Source organism: Streptomyces sp. NBC_00597 (genome assembly GCF_041431095.1).
In the GTDB taxonomy this organism is placed as follows: domain Bacteria; phylum Actinomycetota; class Actinomycetes; order Streptomycetales; family Streptomycetaceae; genus Streptomyces.
The window spans coordinates 5,250,994-5,269,789 of the sequence record NZ_CP107757.1; the positions used below are offsets into that span (position 1 = coordinate 5,250,994).

General features: G+C 73.6%; 16 protein-coding genes. 6 read left to right on the plus strand and 10 right to left on the minus strand.

Annotated elements, in window-relative coordinates; genetic code table 11:
• Positions 1-52: 52 nt before the first annotated feature.
• The 6 genes from cseC to OG974_RS23830 form a co-directional block, all read right to left on the minus strand.
• Entirely contained in the window at positions 53-1,366 is a 1,314-nt protein-coding gene (gene cseC, locus OG974_RS23805) for a two-component system sensor histidine kinase CseC (protein WP_327284706.1), read from the minus strand.
• Positions 1,363-2,076, minus strand: a complete 714-nt coding sequence (gene cseB, locus OG974_RS23810; protein ID WP_327284707.1) for a two-component system response regulator CseB — start codon at positions 2,074-2,076, stop codon at positions 1,363-1,365. Before cseB ends, cseC begins: the two co-directional genes overlap by 4 nt.
• Before the next feature lie 30 nt (positions 2,077-2,106).
• The gene (locus OG974_RS23815; RefSeq protein WP_329316403.1) at positions 2,107-2,745 is read right to left on the minus strand and encodes a hypothetical protein; all 639 of its coding nucleotides are present in this window, start codon (positions 2,743-2,745) and stop codon (positions 2,107-2,109) included.
• A 38-nt stretch (positions 2,746-2,783) separates the two neighbouring features.
• The gene (locus OG974_RS23820; RefSeq protein ID WP_030867865.1) at positions 2,784-3,356 is read right to left on the minus strand and encodes a SigE family RNA polymerase sigma factor; all 573 of its coding nucleotides are present in this window, start codon (positions 3,354-3,356) and stop codon (positions 2,784-2,786) included.
• A 174-nt stretch (positions 3,357-3,530) separates the two neighbouring features.
• Positions 3,531-4,496, minus strand: coding sequence for an A/G-specific adenine glycosylase (locus tag OG974_RS23825; protein WP_327284708.1), 966 nt, complete (start codon positions 4,494-4,496; stop codon positions 3,531-3,533).
• Between the two features lie 23 nt (positions 4,497-4,519).
• On the minus strand, positions 4,520-5,134 hold the full coding sequence (locus OG974_RS23830; RefSeq protein WP_327284709.1) for a phosphatase PAP2 family protein: 615 nt from the start codon (positions 5,132-5,134) through the stop codon (positions 4,520-4,522).
• A gap of 169 nt (positions 5,135-5,303) precedes the next feature.
• Between OG974_RS23830 and OG974_RS23835 the strand changes: the two genes are divergently transcribed.
• Positions 5,304-6,107 carry a hypothetical protein gene (locus OG974_RS23835; RefSeq protein WP_371646897.1) on the plus strand — a complete coding sequence of 268 codons (804 nt, stop codon included), beginning with the start codon at positions 5,304-5,306 and terminating at the stop codon, positions 6,105-6,107.
• 63 nt (positions 6,108-6,170) lie between these two features.
• On the opposite strand, the gene disA is transcribed toward OG974_RS23835, so the two are convergent.
• Positions 6,171-7,295 (minus strand): DNA integrity scanning diadenylate cyclase DisA, encoded by a 1,125-nt coding sequence (gene disA / locus OG974_RS23840; protein WP_327284710.1) that lies wholly within the window; start codon positions 7,293-7,295, stop codon positions 6,171-6,173.
• Positions 7,296-7,467: 172 nt separating this feature from the next.
• Complete coding sequence (radA, locus tag OG974_RS23845; protein ID WP_327284711.1) at positions 7,468-8,871, minus strand: DNA repair protein RadA; 1,404 nt, start codon at positions 8,869-8,871, stop codon at positions 7,468-7,470.
• A gap of 197 nt (positions 8,872-9,068) precedes the next feature.
• On the opposite strand from radA, the gene OG974_RS23850 reads away from it, so the two are divergent.
• A complete protein-coding gene (locus tag OG974_RS23850) occupies positions 9,069-10,850 on the plus strand; it encodes a hypothetical protein (RefSeq protein WP_371644406.1) in 1,782 nt (593 codons plus the stop codon).
• Between the two features lie 25 nt (positions 10,851-10,875).
• Here OG974_RS23850 and OG974_RS23855 read toward each other — a convergent pair whose 3' ends face one another.
• A complete protein-coding gene (locus tag OG974_RS23855; protein WP_327284713.1) occupies positions 10,876-11,709 on the minus strand; it encodes a hypothetical protein in 834 nt (277 codons plus the stop codon).
• A gap of 63 nt (positions 11,710-11,772) precedes the next feature.
• Here OG974_RS23855 and OG974_RS23860 point away from each other — a divergent pair, with 63 nt between their 5' ends.
• The 4 genes from OG974_RS23860 (at position 11,773) to ilvD (ending at position 16,432) form a co-directional block, all read left to right on the plus strand.
• Positions 11,773-12,702, plus strand: a complete 930-nt coding sequence (locus OG974_RS23860; RefSeq protein WP_327284714.1) for a Ppx/GppA phosphatase family protein — start codon at positions 11,773-11,775, stop codon at positions 12,700-12,702.
• 298 nt (positions 12,703-13,000) lie between these two features.
• Positions 13,001-13,837 carry a sugar phosphate isomerase/epimerase gene (locus OG974_RS23865; protein ID WP_327284715.1) on the plus strand — a complete coding sequence of 279 codons (837 nt, stop codon included), beginning with the start codon at positions 13,001-13,003 and terminating at the stop codon, positions 13,835-13,837.
• Positions 13,834-14,451: a TetR family transcriptional regulator gene (locus tag OG974_RS23870; protein WP_327284716.1), complete on the plus strand. Its 618-nt coding sequence runs from the start codon at positions 13,834-13,836 to the stop codon at positions 14,449-14,451. Before OG974_RS23865 ends, OG974_RS23870 begins: the two co-directional genes overlap by 4 nt.
• A gap of 133 nt (positions 14,452-14,584) precedes the next feature.
• Positions 14,585-16,432, plus strand: coding sequence for a dihydroxy-acid dehydratase (gene ilvD / locus OG974_RS23875; protein WP_327284717.1), 1,848 nt, complete (start codon positions 14,585-14,587; stop codon positions 16,430-16,432).
• 138 nt (positions 16,433-16,570) lie between these two features.
• On the opposite strand, the gene OG974_RS23880 is transcribed toward ilvD, so the two are convergent.
• Positions 16,571-18,757 carry a PQQ-binding-like beta-propeller repeat protein gene (locus OG974_RS23880; protein WP_371644409.1) on the minus strand — a complete coding sequence of 729 codons (2,187 nt, stop codon included), beginning with the start codon at positions 18,755-18,757 and terminating at the stop codon, positions 16,571-16,573.
• Positions 18,758-18,796: the final 39 nt, after the last annotated feature.

Sequence of the window (18,796 nt, forward strand, 5' to 3'; positions counted from 1 at the left end):
GCATCCGGCCCGGCCCGGCCCGGCGGTCCCGCGTCCCGGCGCCTCCTCCGGCTCAGCCCGACGGCTTGATGATGGGGAAGCTCCCCGTCGCCGTCGGCGCGTGCTCCGGCAGCCACAGCACCGCCACCGCTCCGGCCGCCGCACCCTCGCGGTCCACGCCGCCCGGGGCCGCCACGTTGCGGAACGTCAGCCGGGCGCCCAGCACCCGCGCCTGCCCCTCGGCGATGGTCAGCCCCAGCCCGTGCCCCACCCCGGCCCGGTCGGTCGAGCCGGTGCGGAACCGGCTCGGCCCCTCGCGCAGCAGCGCCTCCGGGAAGCCCGGCCCGTGGTCCCGGACCCGTACGACCCGGCCCTCGATGTCGACCTGGACCGGCGGCTGCCCGTACCGCGCGGCGTTGGCCAGCAGGTTGCCCAGGATCCGCTCCAGCCGTCGCGGGTCGGTGCTGACGATCTCGTCCGCCACCACCCGTACCGACGCCTCCGGCATCAGTGCCGTCACCCGTCGGCTCACGAACTCGCCCAGCGCCACGTCCTGGAGCTCCGCCCGCTCGGACGCGCTGTCCAGCCGGGCCACCTCCAGCACGTCCTCGACCAGCGCCCGCATCGCCTGCGCCCGGTCGCGCACCAGCTCGGTCGGCCGCCCCGGAGGCAGCAGCTCCGCCGCTGTGAGCAGGCCCGTCACCGGGGTCCGCAGCTCGTGGGCGATGTCCGCGGTCACCCGCCGCTCGGCCTCCAGCCGCTGCTGTAGCGCGTCCGCCATGGCGTCCACGGCCCGCGCGAGGTCGTCGGTCTCGTCCCGGACGACGCCGCCGACGGCGTCCCGCACCCGTACGTCGGGATCCCCGTGCGCCACCCGCTGCGCGGCGGTCGCGGCCTTGCGCAGCCGGCGCGAGATCTGCCCGCCGATGAGCACGCCGAGCGCCGCGCCCGCGACCACGACGGACAGCGACCCGACGACCAGGGCCCGGTCCAGGTCGCGCACCAGGTTGGCGCTCTCCTTGAACGGGCCGTGCAGCGACAGCACCTGGCCATTGCCGAGCGGCACCGCGGCCCACACCTCCGGCACGCCCTTGCGGGATTCGTGGACGTACGTGCCGCGCCGCCCCGACTTCGCCTTCTCGCGCAGCGAGGCGGGCAGCTCGGGGTCGTTGAGCTTGGCCCCCATGGGCGGCTTGCGCCCGGTCTCGACGAGGCGGGCGATGAACTGCACGTTGGTCAGCTGTGCCTCGCGGGCGCTTTCCAGCATCGACACGCGGGCAGCACTGTGCACGACCAGGCTCAGTGCGACGGCGACGAGTGCGCCGACGGCGGCGATGGCGAGCGTGATCTTCCAGCGGATCCCCGTACGGAGGGTGAAGCGCCTCATGCCTTCAGCTTGTATCCGAAGCCCCGGACCGTTTCGATCCGGTCCTGCCCGATCTTCGTGCGCAGCCGCTGGACGTGGACGTCCACGACGCGGGTGTCGCCGCCCCAGTCGTAGTCCCAGACGCGCTCCAGCAGCCGGTCGCGGGACAGTACGGTGCCGGGCGCGGAGGAGAACTCCAGCAGCAGCCGCATCTCGGTCGGCGTGAGCGCCACCGGGGCGCCGGCCTTGCGGACCTCCATGCCTTCGGTGTCGACCTCCAGGTCGCCGAAGAGCAGCACCCCGCGCTCCTCGGAGGGGTCCTCGCCGTTCGCGCCCGCCCGGCCGTTCTGCGGGCCGCCGGCGTGGCCGAAGCGGCGCAGCACGGCGCGGATGCGGGCGACGAGCACCGAGCCGTCGAAGGGCTTGGTGACGTAGTCGTCGGCGCCCGCCTCCAGGCCCAGCACGACGTCGATGGAGTCGGCGCGCGCCGACAGCATGATCACGGGGACGGTGGACTCGTCGCGGATGCGGCGGCACAGGCTCACGCCGTCCATGCCGGGCACCATCACGTCGAGCAGCGCGATGTCCGGGCGGTCGGCCCGGAAGGACTCCAGGCCGGACAGGCCGTCGGGCATGGCGGTGACCACGAACCCGTCGCGTTCCAGCGCCAGGGTCGTGGCCTCACGGATGACGTCGTCGTCCTCCACGAACAGGACATGGGTCTCGGCCATGCGGAAGCCTCGCCTCGGTTCTTCGGTCCGTCAGTTCTTCTGGGTGATCGCGGGTGCCGGCTGGGCCCCGCCGTCGACGTTGCTGTAGTCGGTGTGCACCCGGTCCTGCTCCGTGAACTTCTCGCCGTTCCAGTGGTACGTGACCACGTCCTCGCCCGACGGGTAGGAGAGGGGATCGGTCTTTCCGTAGACGGGCTTGGTGACGACCAGGTCGCCCCGGTCGATCTCCGCGTAGACGGGCGGCTGCTCGTCCGAGAACACATTCTCGTACGTCCCGCCCGCCGCCCTGTACACGTACGAGCCCCGCCCCAGCGCATCGGCGCAGGACAGCACGTTGACGACGATGTCGACGCTCTCGCCGCCGGTGACCTTCCCGTAGCTCACGTCGATCGGGTACTCCTTGCCCGTGCAGGGCTTGAGGTCCCGCTTGACCGCGGCGCTGACCTTCGGGTCAGCCTGGAGCAGTGCGACGGGGTCGACCTTCTTGCCGGGCTTGCCGGACGCGCCGGTGGTGGCCGGGACGTGGTCCGGCGGGGTGGTCGTCGGCGAGCCGCTCTTGCCCACGGCCTCGGTGTGGGCCGGGCCGCCGTCGCGCAGCCCGGTGCCGCCGGTGGAACAACCGGCCGCGAACAGCACAGTGCCGACGAGGACGATCGTCCCCGCCGACATCAGCACCAGCGAACTCCTGCCGCTCAGGCTTTGGCCATTCAGGCCGCGCACCGCTCACGCCCCTCGTACCGGATGGTGTGGTCACCGCGGTGGTCACCGCGCTCCAGCGCGCGCATGTCCAGGTCCCGGCTCTCCAGCTCCTGCCGGAGCCGGGCCAGTGCGCGGTGCAGGGTGCTCTTCACAGTACCCGCAGACATTCCGAGCGCGGCGGCGGTCTCCTCGGTGCTCATCTGCTCCCAGTGTCGCAGTACGACCACGCTGCGCTGCTTGGGCGCGAGAACCTTCAAGATGTCCATCAACAGGGCGCGGTCGGCGCGCTGGTCGGTGCCGTCCTCGACGGAGGCGTCCGGGAGCTGTTCGGTGGGGACCTCTTCGAGCTTGCGGGCGCGCCACCACTCGGTCCGGGTGTTGATCATGACGCGGCGCAGGTAGGCGTCGGCCAGGGACTTGTCGGCGATGCCGTCCCAGCGGCCGTACGTGCGCACCAGCGCGGTCTGCAGGAGGTCCTGGGCGTCGGTGGGGTCCGGGACCAGGCGCCGGGCACTGCGCAGGAGCGCGTCCTGCCGAGTGCGTACGTACTCTTCGAATCCGAGTACCTCGCCGTGCGCCATCTCAGACCGCCTCCGTCCCGTCCAACCAACCGCTCGTCCGCCCTACGGATTCGAAGGTACGGAGGGGTTGTCACGGGGTTGTGCGGGCCAGCCTTCGGTGGGCGCACGGACACCCATAGGTTGTGTAACAGTGCCGTGAGCTGGGGTTTCGCCGAGATAAACGGAATCTGCGACTCAGTTTGTGTCGGTGTCCCCGGACGGCCGTGCGGCGGTGCCCTGGGGCAGCCGGTACATCCCCGCGGCCAGCGGCTCGACCAGTCCGTCGGAGACCAGCCCGTCCAGCGCCCGCGCCCGCTGCACGGGCTCGTCCCAGACGGTGTCGAGCACGGACTGCGGAACCGGTCCGACCGCGTCCCGCAGCACCGCGAGGAGCTTGCCGCGCACCTGCCGGTCCGTCCCCGCGTACGTCTGTCCGCGCCGCGGCGGCCCGTCGTGGGCCGGCTTCCCGGCCAGGCGCCACGCGCACAGCCCGGCCACCGGGCAGCGCGCGCAGTCCGGGGACTTGGCCGTGCACACCAGGGCGCCGAGCTCCATCGAGGCGGCCGCCCAGCGGGCCGCGGTGCCCTCGTCCTCGGGCAGCAGGGCCCGGGCCAGGCGCCGCTCGGCCGCTGTGGTGGCGTTCGGCGGGTACTCGACGCCGGTCGTGGTGCGGGCGAACACCCGGCGCACGTTGGTGTCGAGCACCGCATGCCGCTGCCCGTACGCGAACGAGGCCACGGCCGCCGCCGTGTACTCGCCGATCCCGGGCAGTGCGAGCAGCTGCGCGTGCTCCTGCGGTACGTCGCCGCCGTGCCGCTCCGTTATCGCGACGGCCGCGCCGTGCAGGCGCAGGGCCCGCCGGGGGTAGCCGAGGCGCCCCCAGGCCCGGACGGCCTCGCCCGGGGCCTCGGCGGCCAGGTCGGCGGGGCGGGGCCACCGCGCGAGCCACTGCTCGTACACGGGCAGGACCCGGCTGACCGGGGTCTGCTGGAGCATGAACTCGCTGACCATGACCCCCCAGGGGCCGGCCTCGGGGCGGCGCCAGGGCAGGTCGCGGGCGTGCTCCTCGAACCAGGCGATGACCGGGGAGTGCAGCGCGTGGGACACGTCGGGGGACGCGGTGACGGATGCGGCGGGGGAAGGGCTGGTGGATGCAGTCATGGCAGACGGCATCCTGGCACGTTTCAGGGCTGCCGCGCGGGGCCCGGGCCGCTGAACCAGACAGCGGCGCGCCCCCCGCTCGCCCGCATGGCGGTGGTGATCGTACTGATCGGAGCGGTGAGGACCAGGACGGTGATCGCGGCGAGCGAACCGCCGAGCAGCAGGCCCACCACCACGTCGTGCGGGTAGTGCACCCCGACGAAGACCCGGGAGAAGGCCATCAGCAGGGCCAGCGGGACGGTCAGCAGCGCGAGGCGGCGTACGGCGAAGGCCAGCGCGACGGCGGCGGCCCCCGCGATGGCGGAGTGGTTGCTGGGGAACGACCAGTCGCCGGGGGCCGGGCAGGTGACGAGCGAGGCCGCGGCACCGGCCACGGCCCGGCACGGCCGCTCCTCGTGCACGGCGGACTTCACCACCTCGGAGCCCACGTACGCGAGGGCGGTCGCGAGCGGCGCGACGACGGCCAAGGCGATGGGCCCCGCGCCGGCCGCGGTTCGGGCGCGCCACCACACGGCTATGAAGAGCAGACCGAAGAGCAATAGCCCGTACTCGGTCCAGGCCTCGAACGCCGACTGCACCCAGCCGGGTGCGGAACGGGCGGAGTCGGTGATGTCGCGGTACAGGCCGGAGGTGTCCATGGTCACCGACCGTACTCAAACGCGATCAAGCCTGACACCCGACCCTTGGCCGAATCTCGATGGTGCGGGCTCCGCCCCCGAGATGATCATCGGCAAAACAAGCCGGTTGCGCGGCATGTGGGGCGCGGATCGGGCCGCGGACTCTCGTAAAGTTCCGTCCGTGGGATCTATGCGCAATCCGGTCGGGCCGCTCCCCTCCTCCATCTACTGGCGACGGAGGGCCGTGCTGGCGTCCGTCGTCGCGCTCCTCGCGCTCCTCGCCGTATGGACCGTCAGTTCCGATGGTGGGAAGACGAGTACGAACGGCAAGGGCGAGAAGGGACCCGATCCCGTCGCCTCGATCACCCCGGGACCCTCGGGGACGGGGCCGGCGATCAGTCAGGCGCCGGGCGGGCGTGCGGAGTCGGGCGGAGGCTCCGGCAAGAACGGTGAACCGGGCGGCACTCCGGGCACCGGCGCGGGTTCCGGTGGAGCCGGTGCGGGCGCCGGCGGCAGTGGCGCCGCCAGTAGCGCCGGCAGTAGCGGCGCGGGCGGCGCGGCGGCCCAGGTCCCGGCGGACTCCCCACTTCCCACGTGCGCCCCGAGCGGGCTGCAGTGGGAGGTCAAGAGCGTGAAGAACGAGTACGAGACGAGCGAGAAGCCCCGCCTCGAACTGCTCGCGCGCAACGTCTCCGGCACGACCTGCAAGGTCGACCTGGGCCCGAAGCAAGCGGTCCTGAGCATCCTTCAGGCGAGCACCAGCAAGGCCGTCTGGTCCTCGGCGGACTGCCCCTCGGGCGCGGGCAACGCGTTCTTCCGGGTGCCGGCGCAGGGCGAGACGAAGCAGTCGCTGGAGTGGGACAGGAAGTTCAGCGCCGCCGACCAGTGCCAGACGCCTCCGGCGGGGAGCGCGCCTGCGGACACCTACGTGGTGGAGGTCAAGTCGCCGGGCATGCCGGTGGCCCGGACCTCGTTCGTCCTCAAGCAGGACTAGCCGAGCGGTGGCCGGGCCCGGCAGCGCCGGGTCGGGCCGCCGGACCGGGCCGGGGGCCCGGGGTCAGACGTAGCGTTCGAGGATCGAGGACTCCGCCAGGCGCGACAGGCCCTCGCGGACGCTCCGCGCCCGCGCCTCGCCCACGCCGTCCACGGTCTGCAGGTCGTCCACCGACGCCGCCAGCAGCTTCTGCAGGCCCCCGAAGTGCTCCACCAGCCGCTCGATGATGGCACCCGGCAGCCGCGGAACCTTCGCCAGCAGCCGGTAGCCCCGCGGGGACACCGCCGAGTCCAGGGTCTCGGGCGAGCCCGTGTACCCCAGCGCCCGCGCCACGATGCCGAGCTCCAGCAGCTCCGGGTGCGTCAGCGCGTCCAGCGCCGGCAGCGCCTCCTCCACCGTGCGGGAGCGCTTCGCGGTCGGCTCCGGCACGTAGTCCCGGATGACCAGCTCCCGCTCCTGCTCGATGCCGACCGTCAGCTCGTCCAGCTGGAGCGACAGCAGTCGCCCGTCCGTGCCCAGCTCGACCACGTATTCAGCGATTTCCGTGGCAATGCGGCGGACCATTTCCAGCCGCTGGGCTACCGCCGTCACGTCGCGCACCGTGACCAGGTCCTCGATCTCCAACGCGGACAGCGTCCCGGCGACCTCGTCGAGGCGCAGCTTGTACCGCTCCAGCGTGGCCAGCGCCTGGTTCGCCCGCGACAGGATCGCCCCGGACTCCTCCAGGACCCGGCGCTCGCCGTCCACGTACAGCGCGATCAGCCGCATCGACTGCGACACCGACACCACGGGGAACCCGCACTGCTTCGAGACGCGGTCCGCGGTGCGGTGACGGGTGCCCGTCTCCTCCGTCGGGATCGACGCGTCCGGCACCAGCTGCACGCCGGCCCGCAGGATCTTGGTGATGTCCTTGTCGAGGATGAGCGCGCCGTCGAGCTTGCACAGCTCGCGCAGCCGGGTCGCGGTGAACTCCACGTCCAGCACGAAACCGCCCGTGCACATCGCCTCGACGGACTTGTCCATCCCGAGCACGATGAGGCCGCCGGTGTTGCCGCGGACGATCCGTTCCAGGCCGTCGCGCAGGGGCTGACCAGGTGCGACCGCGCTCAGCGAGGCGCGCATCATGGCCTCCTGCTTGGAGCTCGCGCCCGACTTCCCGGATGCTGCTGCCCCGTCCTTGGCTGCCACTGCACTCCTCCGGTCGCGGGTTGCGCCGCCTGCGTACGGCCGGGCGGACCAGCACAAAGTCTACCGGCGCGCGCTGTGCGCCCGCCGTGGCTTGGCCAGGAGCGCCCGCGGGGAGCCCCTCACGGGGCCCCTCACCAGCAACTCCTTCCCGGTGGCCGTGACTCCTCGGCCGTTACTCCTTGGCCGCCGCGCGCGACCGGCCGCGCGGCAGGACGCGCAGCGCGTCGCCCATGTCCGCGACCTCCGTGACCTTCATCCCGGCCGGCACCTTCCCGGGGTCGGCCGGGACCAGGGCGTGCGTGAAGCCGAGCCGGTGCGCCTCGGCGAGCCGTCGCTGCACCCCGGTCACGCGCCGCACCTCGCCCGCCAGGCCGACCTCGCCGATCGCCACCAGGTTCTTCGGCAGCGGCACGTCGCTCGCCGCCGAGGCCAGCGCCAGCGCGATCGCCAGGTCGGCGGCCGGCTCCGTCAGCTTCACCCCGCCCACGGTGGCGGAGTAGATGTCGCGCTTGCCGAGCGCGGTGATCCGGCCGCGCTGCTCCAGCACCGCCAGCATCATCGAGACGCGCGAGGTCTCCAGGCCCGAGGTGGTCCGCCGGGGCGAGGGGATCTGCGAGTCCACGGTCAGCGCCTGCACCTCGGCGACCAGCGGACGCTTGCCCTCCAGGGTCACCGTCAGGCAGGTTCCGGGCACGGCCTCCGCGCGCCGGGTCAGGAACAGCCCGCTCGGGTCCGCGAGCCCGGTGATCCCCTCGTCGTGGAGTTCGAAGCAGCCGACCTCGTCGGTGGCCCCGTACCGGTTCTTCACGCCGCGCACGAGGCGCAGCCGTGCGTGCCGGTCGCCCTCGAAGCTGAGGACGACGTCCACCAGGTGCTCCAACAGGCGGGGTCCGGCGATCGCCCCGTCCTTGGTGACGTGCCCGACGAGCAGGGTGGCCATCCCGCGCTCCTTGGAGGCGCGGATCAATGCTCCGGCCACCTCGCGGACCTGGGCCATTCCGCCGGGCGCGCCGTCGATCTCGGGAGAGGCCACGGTCTGTACGGAGTCCAGGACCAGCAGCGAGGGCTGTACGGCGTCGAGGTGGCCCAGTACGGCGGAAAGGTCGGTTTCGGCGGCGAGGAAGAGGTGGTCGTTCAGCGCGTTGATCCGGTCGGCCCGCAGCCGCACCTGGCTCGCCGATTCCTCGCCCGTGACGTACAGCGTGCGGTGCGCGTCGCTGGCCGCCTTCGCCGCGACGTCCAGCAGCAGCGTCGACTTCCCGACGCCCGGCTCGCCGGCCAGCAGCACCACGGCGCCGGGTACGAGCCCGCCGCCGAGGACGCGGTCCAGTTCGTCCACGCCCGTGCTCCGGGCGGTCGCCGTCCGGCCGTCGACCTGCGCGATCGGGAGCGCGGGCGCCGACACCCGCCCGGCGGCGGTCGTCCGTACGGCGGGGGCGCCGCCCATCTCCTCCACGGTGCCCCACGCCTGGCACTCGGGGCACCGGCCGAGCCATTTCGCGGTCGTCCAGCCGCACTCGGAGCAGCGGTAGGACGGCCGGTCCTTGGCGGATGAACGAGATGTACGGGCAGCCATGCGGCCCACGGTATCCGGACCCTGTGACAGTGCCCGCCCCGCGGGACGGTCCGGGCGGGCGTGCGCGGCCCCGCGCACCCGTTGCCGTGCCCGGCGTCAGGGCCGCAGTCAGCACAGGTTCGATCTGTTCACCCGTAAGGGCTAAAACAGCTGAAGGCTTCACGGCCGTCACCGGCGTGCCGCCTACCTTCGCCAGGGTGAGCAGCCGCAACCAGGAAAGCCCCGCCATGCGCACCGGCGCACACCGGGCGCACGGGCGCACGCCTCCCGAGGGCCCCAGAGGCCACAAGGGCCCCGAGGGTCCCGGAGGTCCCGTCAGCGATGAAGGCCCCGAAGGAGAACAGCCGGCTCCGCCCCCCTTCCGGCACGAGCCGTACCTGGACGGCCTGTTCACCTACTGCCTCTCGGTCCTGTGCGACCACGACGTCGCCACCGAGGTCCTTGCCGAGGTCCTGGCCGTCGCCGAGCGCCATCCCGGCCGATGTCCCGGCGAGGGGGACCGGCGGGCCTGGCTGTACGCCCTCGCCCGCTGGGGCTGCCTGCGGCGGCTGGCCGAGCACCGGCGGCCCCGGCAGGGAGCGCATTCCACCCGGCGCACGCCGGAGCGCACGGATGCCGAGCACGCGCCGGAGGTGCGCCGCGCTCTGGACGTCAGCGCGTACCGGCGCACCGAGCTGGCCCGGCTCGCCTGGCCCGAGGCCGCCGGGACCACGCCCGCCCAGCGCGAAGCCCTCGAACTCGCCGTCCGCCACCGCCTCGGCGTCCCCGAACTCGCCGCCGTCCTCGGCACGCCCCCCGCCACCGCCCGGGAACTGCTCGCCGGCGCCGCCTGCGAGGTGGAGCGGACCCGCGCCGCCCTCGCCGTCGTCGAGACCGGCAGCTGCCCCTCCGTATCCCGCCTCACCGGCGACGGACAGGTGCTGCTGTCCACCACCCTGCGCGCCGAGCTCGTCCGCCACGTCGACGACTGCCCGCGCTGCCGCCGCGTCGCCGAACGCGTCAACGCCGCCGCCCCCTGGCCCGGCACCGGCGGCATCGACGCCGCCCTCCCACTGGTCCCCGCGCCGCGCACCGCCGTCCGCGCGGCCATGCTCCGCTCCGGCAGCGGCAGCGGCCGGGGCCGACGCCGACCGGCCGGCCCGCGCTTCGACCGCACCGGCTTCCCCGTGGACCCCAGGGACCGCGCCGCCCGCCGCGACCGGCTGCGCGCCCGGGTCGTGACCACCACCGTCGTCGCCACCGTCGTGGCGGCCCCGGTCATCGCGCTCTGGGCGGCCTACCGCGGCGGACCGCACACCGGCGAGCCCGTCGGCGCCGACGCCACCCGGATCTCCGCGAGCGAGTCCGAGATCGCCGCGCCGCGCCGCGGCGGCGGCCCGCTGCCCGCGTACGAGAACGCCGGCAACACCGCCCACACCACCGGCGAGCCCGGCTTCGCCACGAGCAGCTCCGGCCCCGACACCCCGGACGTCTCCGTCGAGGTGATCAGCGCCGGTCCGCCCCCCGCCCCCGACCGGGCCGGGAACACCGGCCGGCTCTCCGTCGCCGCCTCCTCGCACGGGGGCACCACCGTGCTCACCCTCACCGGGTCCGGCGGGGCCCCGGTGGACTGGCAGCTCTGGTCCGACGCCCCCTGGCTGCGCGCCAGCCGCACCGCGGGCACGGTGTCCCCCGGGGAATCGGTCACCGTCTGGATCACCGTCGACACCGGGGCCCAGCCCGTGGGCGCCTGGTCCGCCCGCGTCGGGGTGGACCCCGGTGGCGCGGTCGTCTCGATCCAGGGCCGCGGCCGCCCGGCGCCCACTCCGACGGAACCCGCGCACCCGACGCCGCCGACCCCGACCCCCACGCCGACCCCGACGCCCACTCCCACGCCGACGCAAACCCCCGCGCCCACGCCGACACCGACGCCGAGCGCATCAGGAGGAACGGTTTCCCCACCGACGGATCCGAGCGCGCCGGCCACGGGTTCCCCGTGAGCGACCGCGTGCAGGGCGTACGGGGCTAGCCGACGGGGTCGGCGGGGTGCGGAGCCATCGGCAGCAGCGAGGACAACCGCGCCTCGCACAGCTTCACGAGGGCCTCGTACCCCTCCTTGCCCATCAGCTCGGTCAGCTCGGCGCGGTACGACACGTACACCGGCTCGCCGGCGCCGTGCGCCGACGTCGCCGACGTGCACCACCAGTGCAGGTCGTGCCCGCCCGGCCCCCAGCCGCGCCGGTCGTACTCGCCGATCGAGACCTGGAGCACGCGGGTGTCGTCGGGCCGGTCGATCCACTCGTACGTCCGGCGGATCGGCAGCTGCCAGCACACGTCCGGCTTCGTCTCCAGTGGCTCGCGCCCCTCGCGCATCGCCAGGATGTGCAGCGAGCAGCCGGCCCCCGCGGGGAACCCCGGCCGGTTCAGGAAGATGCACGCGCCGTCCCAGCGGCGGGTCTGCTTCTCCCCGTCGTCGTCGTGCTGCGTCCACCCGGTCTCGCTGCCGACGTCGTGGAACTGCCACAGCTCCGGGGTCAGCCGCGTCACGTGCTCGGCGACCCGCTTCTCGTCGTCCTCGTCGGAGAAGTGCGCGCCGAGCGTGCAGCAGCCGTCGTCGGCCCGCCCGGCCTGGATGCCCTGGCAGCCACTGCCGAAGATGCACGTCCAGCGGGAGGTCAGCCAGGTCAGGTCACAGCGGAAGACCTGCTCTGCATCGGCGGGGTCGGGGAACTCCACCCAGGCCCGGGGGAAGTCGAGCCCCTTCTCGTCACCGGCGACCGGAGCCTTGGCCTGAGCGGGCTTGGCCTTCTTGGCCGGCTTGGCGGTCTTGGACTTGTTGGCCTTCTTCGTATTTGGCACAAACCCAAGCCTAAGCGCCCCTTACTCCACCCATACTCCAGCCGCACAGTAGCGTTTCCTCCCATGAGACTCGGTGTCCTTGATGTGGGTTCGAACACGATCCACCTGCTGGTGGTGGACGCGCACCCCGGCGCGCGCCCGCAGCCGGCGCACTCGCACAAGGTGGAACTGCGGCTGGCGGAGCTGCTCGACGAGCGCGGAGCGGTCACCCCGGAGGGCATAGAGCGCCTCGTGTCGGTGATCGGCGAAGCCGCGCAGGCCGCGGAGGACAAGGGCTGCGAGGACGTGCTGCCCTTCGCGACCAGCGCCGTACGGGAGGCCACGAACGCGGATGAGGTCCTGGCGCGGGTCAAGCAGGAGACCGGCGTCGACCTGCCCATCCTCAGCGGCGAGGACGAAGCGCGGCTGACCTTCCTCGCCGCCCGCCGCTGGTTCGGCTGGTCCGCGGGCAAGCTGCTGGTCCTCGACATCGGCGGCGGCTCGCTGGAGATCGCCTACGGCATCGACGAGGACCCCGACGCGGCGGTCTCGCTGCCGCTCGGCGCGGGCCGCCTCACCACCGGCTGGCTCCCGGGCGACCCGCCGGACCCGGCGGACGTACGGGCCCTGCGCCGGCACGCCCGGGCCCAGATCGCCCGTACCGTCGGCGAGTTCAGCAGGTTCGGGGCCCCGGACCACGTCGTGGCCACGTCCAAGACCTTCCGGCAGCTGGCCCGCATCGCGGGCGCGGCCCGCTCGGCCGACGGGCTGTACGTCCAGCGAGACCTGACCCGCAAGTCCCTGGAGGAGTGGGTCCCGCGCCTCGCGGCGATGACGACCGCGCAGCGCTCCGCCCTCCCGGGCGTTTCGGAAGGCCGCTCGGCCCAGCTGCTGGCGGGCGCCCTGGTCGCCGAGGGCGCGATGGACCTGTTCGGCGTGGACACCCTGGAAATCTGCCCCTGGGCCCTGCGCGAGGGCGTCATCCTCCGCAGACTGGACCACTTGCCGTCGTAGGGGGCGGGGCGGTACGAGCCCTGCGCCCGGGCGGGGCCTTGGCCCCCCACTGAACAAGGACGGTCGGGAAGCCCCCCAAGGACGGTCAGCCGGACACGAGCGGCGCGAGCAGGGCCCCATCAGCGCAGCCGGGCCCGGTCCCGGGGGATCCGGCTGCCCGGCCGGGGCCCATGAGCAGGCCGGTTCCGCGCCGGGGCGGGCCCAGCCGGAGCCGGGCGGCGGCCGAACCGCCATCAGCGCCGGGTCGGGGTGGTGATCGTCACGGCGGGGGAGGGGGGTCGGCCCGTACTCTGTCCCCGTGGCAGAACCAGTCCGCATCCCGACCGCGAAAGTCGCCCTCTCCACCGCCTCCGTCTATCCGGAGTCGACGGCGACCGCCTTCGAGATCGCCGCGCGCCTCGGTTACGACGGCGTCGAGGTGATGGTGTGGACCGACCCGGTGAGCCAGGACGTCGATGCGCTGCGGCGGCTGTCGGACCAGTACCAGGTGCCGATACTCGCCGTGCACGCGCCGTGTCTGCTGATCACGCAGCGCGTGTGGTCGACCGATCCGTGGACCAAGCTGCAGCGGGCGCAGGCCGCGGCCGAGCGGCTCGGGGCGTCCACCGTCGTCGTGCACCCGCCGTTCCGGTGGCAGCGGCAGTACGCGCGGGACTTCGTCAGCGGAATCTGGCGGATGGCCGACGAGACCGATGTGCGGTTCGCCGTGGAGAACATGTACCCCTGGCGCTACCGGGACAGGGAAATGCTCGCCTACGCCCCCGAGTGGGACGTGACCAAGGACGACTACCGGCACTTCACGGTCGACCTGTCGCACACCGCGACGGCCCGGACCGATGCCACCGAGATGATCGACCGGATGGGCGACCGGCTCGCGCACGTGCACCTCGCCGACGGGAACGGGTCCGCGAAGGACGAGCACCTCGTACCCGGCCGCGGTACGCAGCCCTGCGCCGAGCTGCTGGAGCGGCTCGCCCGGGCTTCCTTCGACGGGCACGTCGTCATCGAGGTCAACACCCGCCGTGCGATGTCCTCGGCAGAGCGTGAGGCCGACCTCGCCGAGGCGCTGGCCTTCACCCGGCTCCACCTCGCGGCGAGTGCCACCGCCGCCCCGGTCAGGGCCCCCCGCCGGTGACTGAGCACGCCAAGCCGCGCCGCGGCCCCGGCCGTCCCCGCCACGACGAGGCCGACGACGGACCCGGCACCCAGGAGCGGATCCGCCTCGCCGCCCGCGAGGTGTTCGCGGAGCGCGGGTACGACAAGACGTCCGTCCGCGGCATCGCGAAGGTGGCCGGCGTGGACCCGGCGCTGGTGCACCACTACTTCGGCAGCAAGGACGACCTGTTCGCCGCCGCCATCGAGGTCACCATGGAGCCGGCCCTCGGCGTCCCCGCGATCGTGGGGGAGGGCCCCGACGGCATTGGCGAACGGTTGGCCCGGTACTTCCTCGGCATCTGGGAGAACCCGGCCTCCCGGGCCCCCCTCCTCGCCGTCGTCCGCTCCGCCCTCACCCACGAGGCCGCGGCGGCGGTCCTGCGCCGGCTGATCCTGCGCCGGGTCCTGGAGCGGGTCGCGGCCGACCTCGACGTCCCCGACCCCACCTTCCGCGCCGAGCTCGCCGCCTCCCACATGATCGGCATCGCGCTCCTGCGGTACGTGGTCCGGATCGAGCCCCTCGCGTCCGCGGACCCGGAGGCCATCGTCACGCTGGTGGCCCCCACACTGCAGCGCTACCTGACCGAGGACTGAGCCCCCCGTCCCGTCATGCGGACAACGTGTCCGCATGACGGTCCGGGGGCGTAGCCTCGTAACCGAGCCATATCCACAGTCGTACAGTCGCGGCAGGCGCCCCGCGCCACCGCACTCATGGGGAGTGAACCCGATGCCCGAGCTGAGGTCCCGCACCGTCACCCACGGCCGCAACATGGCGGGCGCGCGCGCCCTTATGCGTGCGTCGGGCGTAGCGAGCGAGGACATCGGGAAGCCGATCATCGCGGTCGCCAACTCCTTCACGGAGTTCGTCCCCGGACACACGCACCTGGCCCCGGTCGGCCGGATCGTCTCCGACGCCATCCGTGCGGCCGGTGCGATCCCGCGCGAGTTCAACACGATCGCCGTCGACGACGGCATCGCCATGGGCCACGCGGGCATGCTGTACTCCCTGCCCTCCCGCGACCTCATCGCGGACAGCGTGGAGTACATGGTGGAGGCGCACTGCGCCGACGCTCTGATCTGCATCTCCAACTGCGACAAGATCACCCCCGGCATGCTGATGGCCGCCATGCGCCTCAACATCCCGGTCGTCTTCGTGTCCGGCGGCCCGATGGAGGCCGGCCAGGCGACGCTGGTGGACGGCACCGTCCGCAAGCTCGACCTGATCGACGCCATGGTCGACGCCTCCAACGAGAACATCTCGGACGCGGACATCCTGCGCATCGAGGAGAACGCCTGCCCGACCTGCGGTTCCTGTAGTGGCATGTTCACCGCCAACTCGATGAACTGCCTCGCCGAGGCCATCGGCCTGGCCCTCCCCGGCAACGGATCCGTCCTCGCCACGCACACCGCCCGCCGCGCCCTGTACGAGAACGCCGGCCGGACGGTCGTGGAGATCACCAAGCGGTACTACGAGGACGGCGACGAGTCCCTCCTGCCGCGCAACATCGCCACCCGCCAGGCCTTCGAGAACGCCATGGCCCTCGACATCGCCATGGGCGGCTCCACGAACACGATCCTGCACCTGCTGGCCGCCGCGCAGGAGGCGGGCCTGGACTACGACCTCACCGACATCGACGAGGTCTCGCGCCGCGTCCCGTGCCTGGCCAAGGTCGCCCCGAACGTGGCGCCCGGCGGCACGTACTACATGGAGGACGTCCACCGCGCCGGCGGCATCCCCGCCATCCTCGGCGAGCTGCACCGCGGCGGGCTCCTGAACAAGGACGTCACCACGGTCCACTCCAAGGGCTTGGAGGACTGGCTCGCGAACTGGGACGCCCGCTCCGGGACGGCGAGCGAGGAGGCCATGGAGCTGTGGCACGCGGCCCCCGGCTGCAAGCGCTCCGCCACCGCCTTCTCCCAGTCCGAGCGCTGGGAGACCCTCGACCTCGACGCCGAGGGCGGCTGCATCCGCTCCGTGCAGCACGCGTACTCCAAGGACGGCGGCCTCGCCGTGCTGCGCGGCAACATCGCCGCCGATGGATGTGTCGTGAAGACCGCGGGCGTCGACGAGTCGATCTGGACCTTCGAGGGGCCGGCCGTCGTCTGCGAGTCGCAGGACGAGGCCGTCGACAAGATCCTCCGCAAGGAGATCCAGCCGGGCGACGTCGTCGTCATCCGCTACGAGGGCCCGCGCGGCGGACCCGGCATGCAGGAGATGCTCTACCCGACGTCCTTCCTCAAGGGCCGCGGCCTCGGCAAGGTCTGCGCCCTGGTGACGGACGGCCGTTTCTCCGGGGGTACCTCGGGCCTGTCCATCGGCCACGCCTCCCCCGAGGCGGCCTCGGGCGGCACCATCGCCGTCGTCGAGGACGGCGACCGGATCCGGATCGACATCCCGAACCGGTCGATCGAGCTCCTGGTCGACGAGGCCACGCTGGCCGCCCGGCACGCCGCCCTGAACGGCGTCTACGCCCCGAAGGACCGCGAGCGCAAGGTCTCGGCGGCCCTGCGCGCCTACGCGGCGATGGCCACGAGCGCCGACAAGGGCGCGGTGCGCGACGTCAGCCGCCTCTGACACGCGGACGCGGTCGGGACGCCGGCTGACGCCGGACTCCGTCAGCCGTCGGCCGTCAGCAGCACGAGCGAGTGCGGAGCCCCGCCGGGAAACCCCGGCGGGGCTCCGCCGACTCCGGGCCCGGCCGGGAGCCGGGCGTCACCAGGTCGCCGGGGCAGACGCGTCCGCGGCGAAGACCGAGCCGTCCGGGGCCGACGCGTAGACCCGGCCGGCGACGACCACCGGCGCCGGCAAGGACGCGGCGAACGTGCTCTGGCCGGAGGACATCCGCGGCTCGGTCTGTCCCGCCGGGCGACCCGTCCGCGCATCGACCGCCAGGAGCCGCCCGTCGGGGGCCGTCAGGTAGACCCGCCCGTCGGCGAACACCGGCCGGGACGCGACGGCCAGGCCCGTCTCCAGCCGCCACTCCTCCCTGGCCGCACCGATCGCCGCCAGCCCGCCCGAGGCGCCGAACGCGTACACCACCCCGTCCGGGCCCACCGATGCCTGGGCCTGGTAGAGCGGTGTCGCCAGCTGCACCCGCTTCACGGCGCGCGTGCCCAGATCCACCCGCACGACCGCGTCCGTCTTCGTCTGCACGTCGTTGTCCAGCAGGTAGATCCCGCCCTGCGCCACGCCGGCGGGCTGGAGCAGCCCGGCGGTGCGCATCTGCCAGTGGGTCGAACCGTTCGCCGGGTCCACGGCCATGAGCTGCGTCGACCTGCCGTCGCCGTCCGGCGTCACCACGTACACCGGTCCCACCGGTCCCACCGGTCCCGCCGGGTCGCCGGACTCCTCCGATCCGCTCCACCACACGGAGCCCAGGCCGCCGATCTGCTTGGTCCAGCGCGGGGCTCCGGTCGCCGCGTCGAGCGCGGTGACGCTCCCGTTCGCCGCGACGGCCAGCACCAGCGCGCCGGCCGGGACGATGTGCGCCCCACCCGGCAGGCCGCGCCGCCAGCGCTCCTCGCCCGTGGCCGGGTCCCGGGCCTGGAGCAGCTCGCTGCCCTGCGCCACCGCGAGGACGAGCCCGCCCGCGTACAAGGGGGCGTCCTTCGCGGTCCGGGTGCCGGCGGGGGCGTTCGCCGGGACGGACCACATCACCGCTCCGTCCGCCGGGCTGAGCCGGGCCACGGCCAGCCCCGCGCCCGAGCAGTACAGGGCCGCGCCCTGCCAGGAGCAGGCGACGGTCGAACGCCCCTGGGCCTGCCCCTGTCCCGGCCCTTGTCCGCCCAGCGGGACCGCCCACGGCACGAAGGGCTGCGGTGACGGCGCGCCGTGGCCGGACTTCTCCGCGGCGAGCCGTCCCGGGCCGCCTCCCGCGTCGGACGCGAACAGCAGGTAGCCGCCGCCCGCCGCGACCGCCAGCAGCAGCCCGAGCCCGGCCGCCAGGAGCGCCCGGCCGCGCCGCCCGCCGCCGGCGCCCGCGGGCGCGACACGGTCCCGCCGGTGGGTGGGCTCCTCGGCCGCGGCCTTCGCCTCGACCGGCGGCCGCGGCCGCGGAACGAAGCTCTGCGTGTCCTCGGAGGTCGGGTACGCCACCGCCCGCATCTCCGCGATCAGCTGCTCCGCGGTGGGCCGGTCGGCCGGCTCCTTCGCCAGGCACCGTGCGACGAGCGGTACGAGCTCCCGCGGCAGCCCGGTCAGGTCGGGCTCGCTGTGCACGACCTGGTACGCCACGAGGTAGTGGCTGTCGGAGTCGAACGGCCCGTGCCCCGTCGCCGCATGGACGAGGACGGCCCCCAGCGCGAAGACGTCCGCGGCCGTGCCCACCTCCCGCGGCCGCTGGAACTGCTCCGGCGCCATGTACGGCGGCGTGCCGATCAGCTTGCCGGTCTCGGTCCGCAGGTCGCTGTCCGCCGGCCGCGAGATGCCGAAGTCGATGACGCGCACCCCGTCGGGGGCCATCAGGACGTTGCTGGGCTTCAGGTCGCGGTGGACGACGCCCGCCCGGTGGATGTCCCGCAGGGCCTCCGCCAGCCCGGCGGCGAGCCGGGCCAGTTCGGCGGGGTCCAGCACGCGCTCCCGTACGCGCTCCGAAAGCGTCGGGGCGTCGATGAACAGGGTGGCCATCCAGGGCCGCTCGGCATCCGGATCGGCATCCACGACGGGCGCGGTGAACGCTCCGCTCACCCGCCGGGCGGCGCCGACCTCCTGCCGGAACCGGGCACGGAACTCCGGATCGACCGCGTGCTCGGCATGAACGATCTTGACGGCGAGTTTCAGCCCCGATCCGGAGGTGGCGAGGTGGACCACGCCCATCCCGCCGGAGCCGAGCACCGATTCGAGCCGGTACTGCCCGGCGTACTCCGGAAAGCCCACGTAGTCCGCGCGCAGCGAATGCACCGCTCACCACCCCCGCCGGAGCCTAGTCGATGCGCCGTA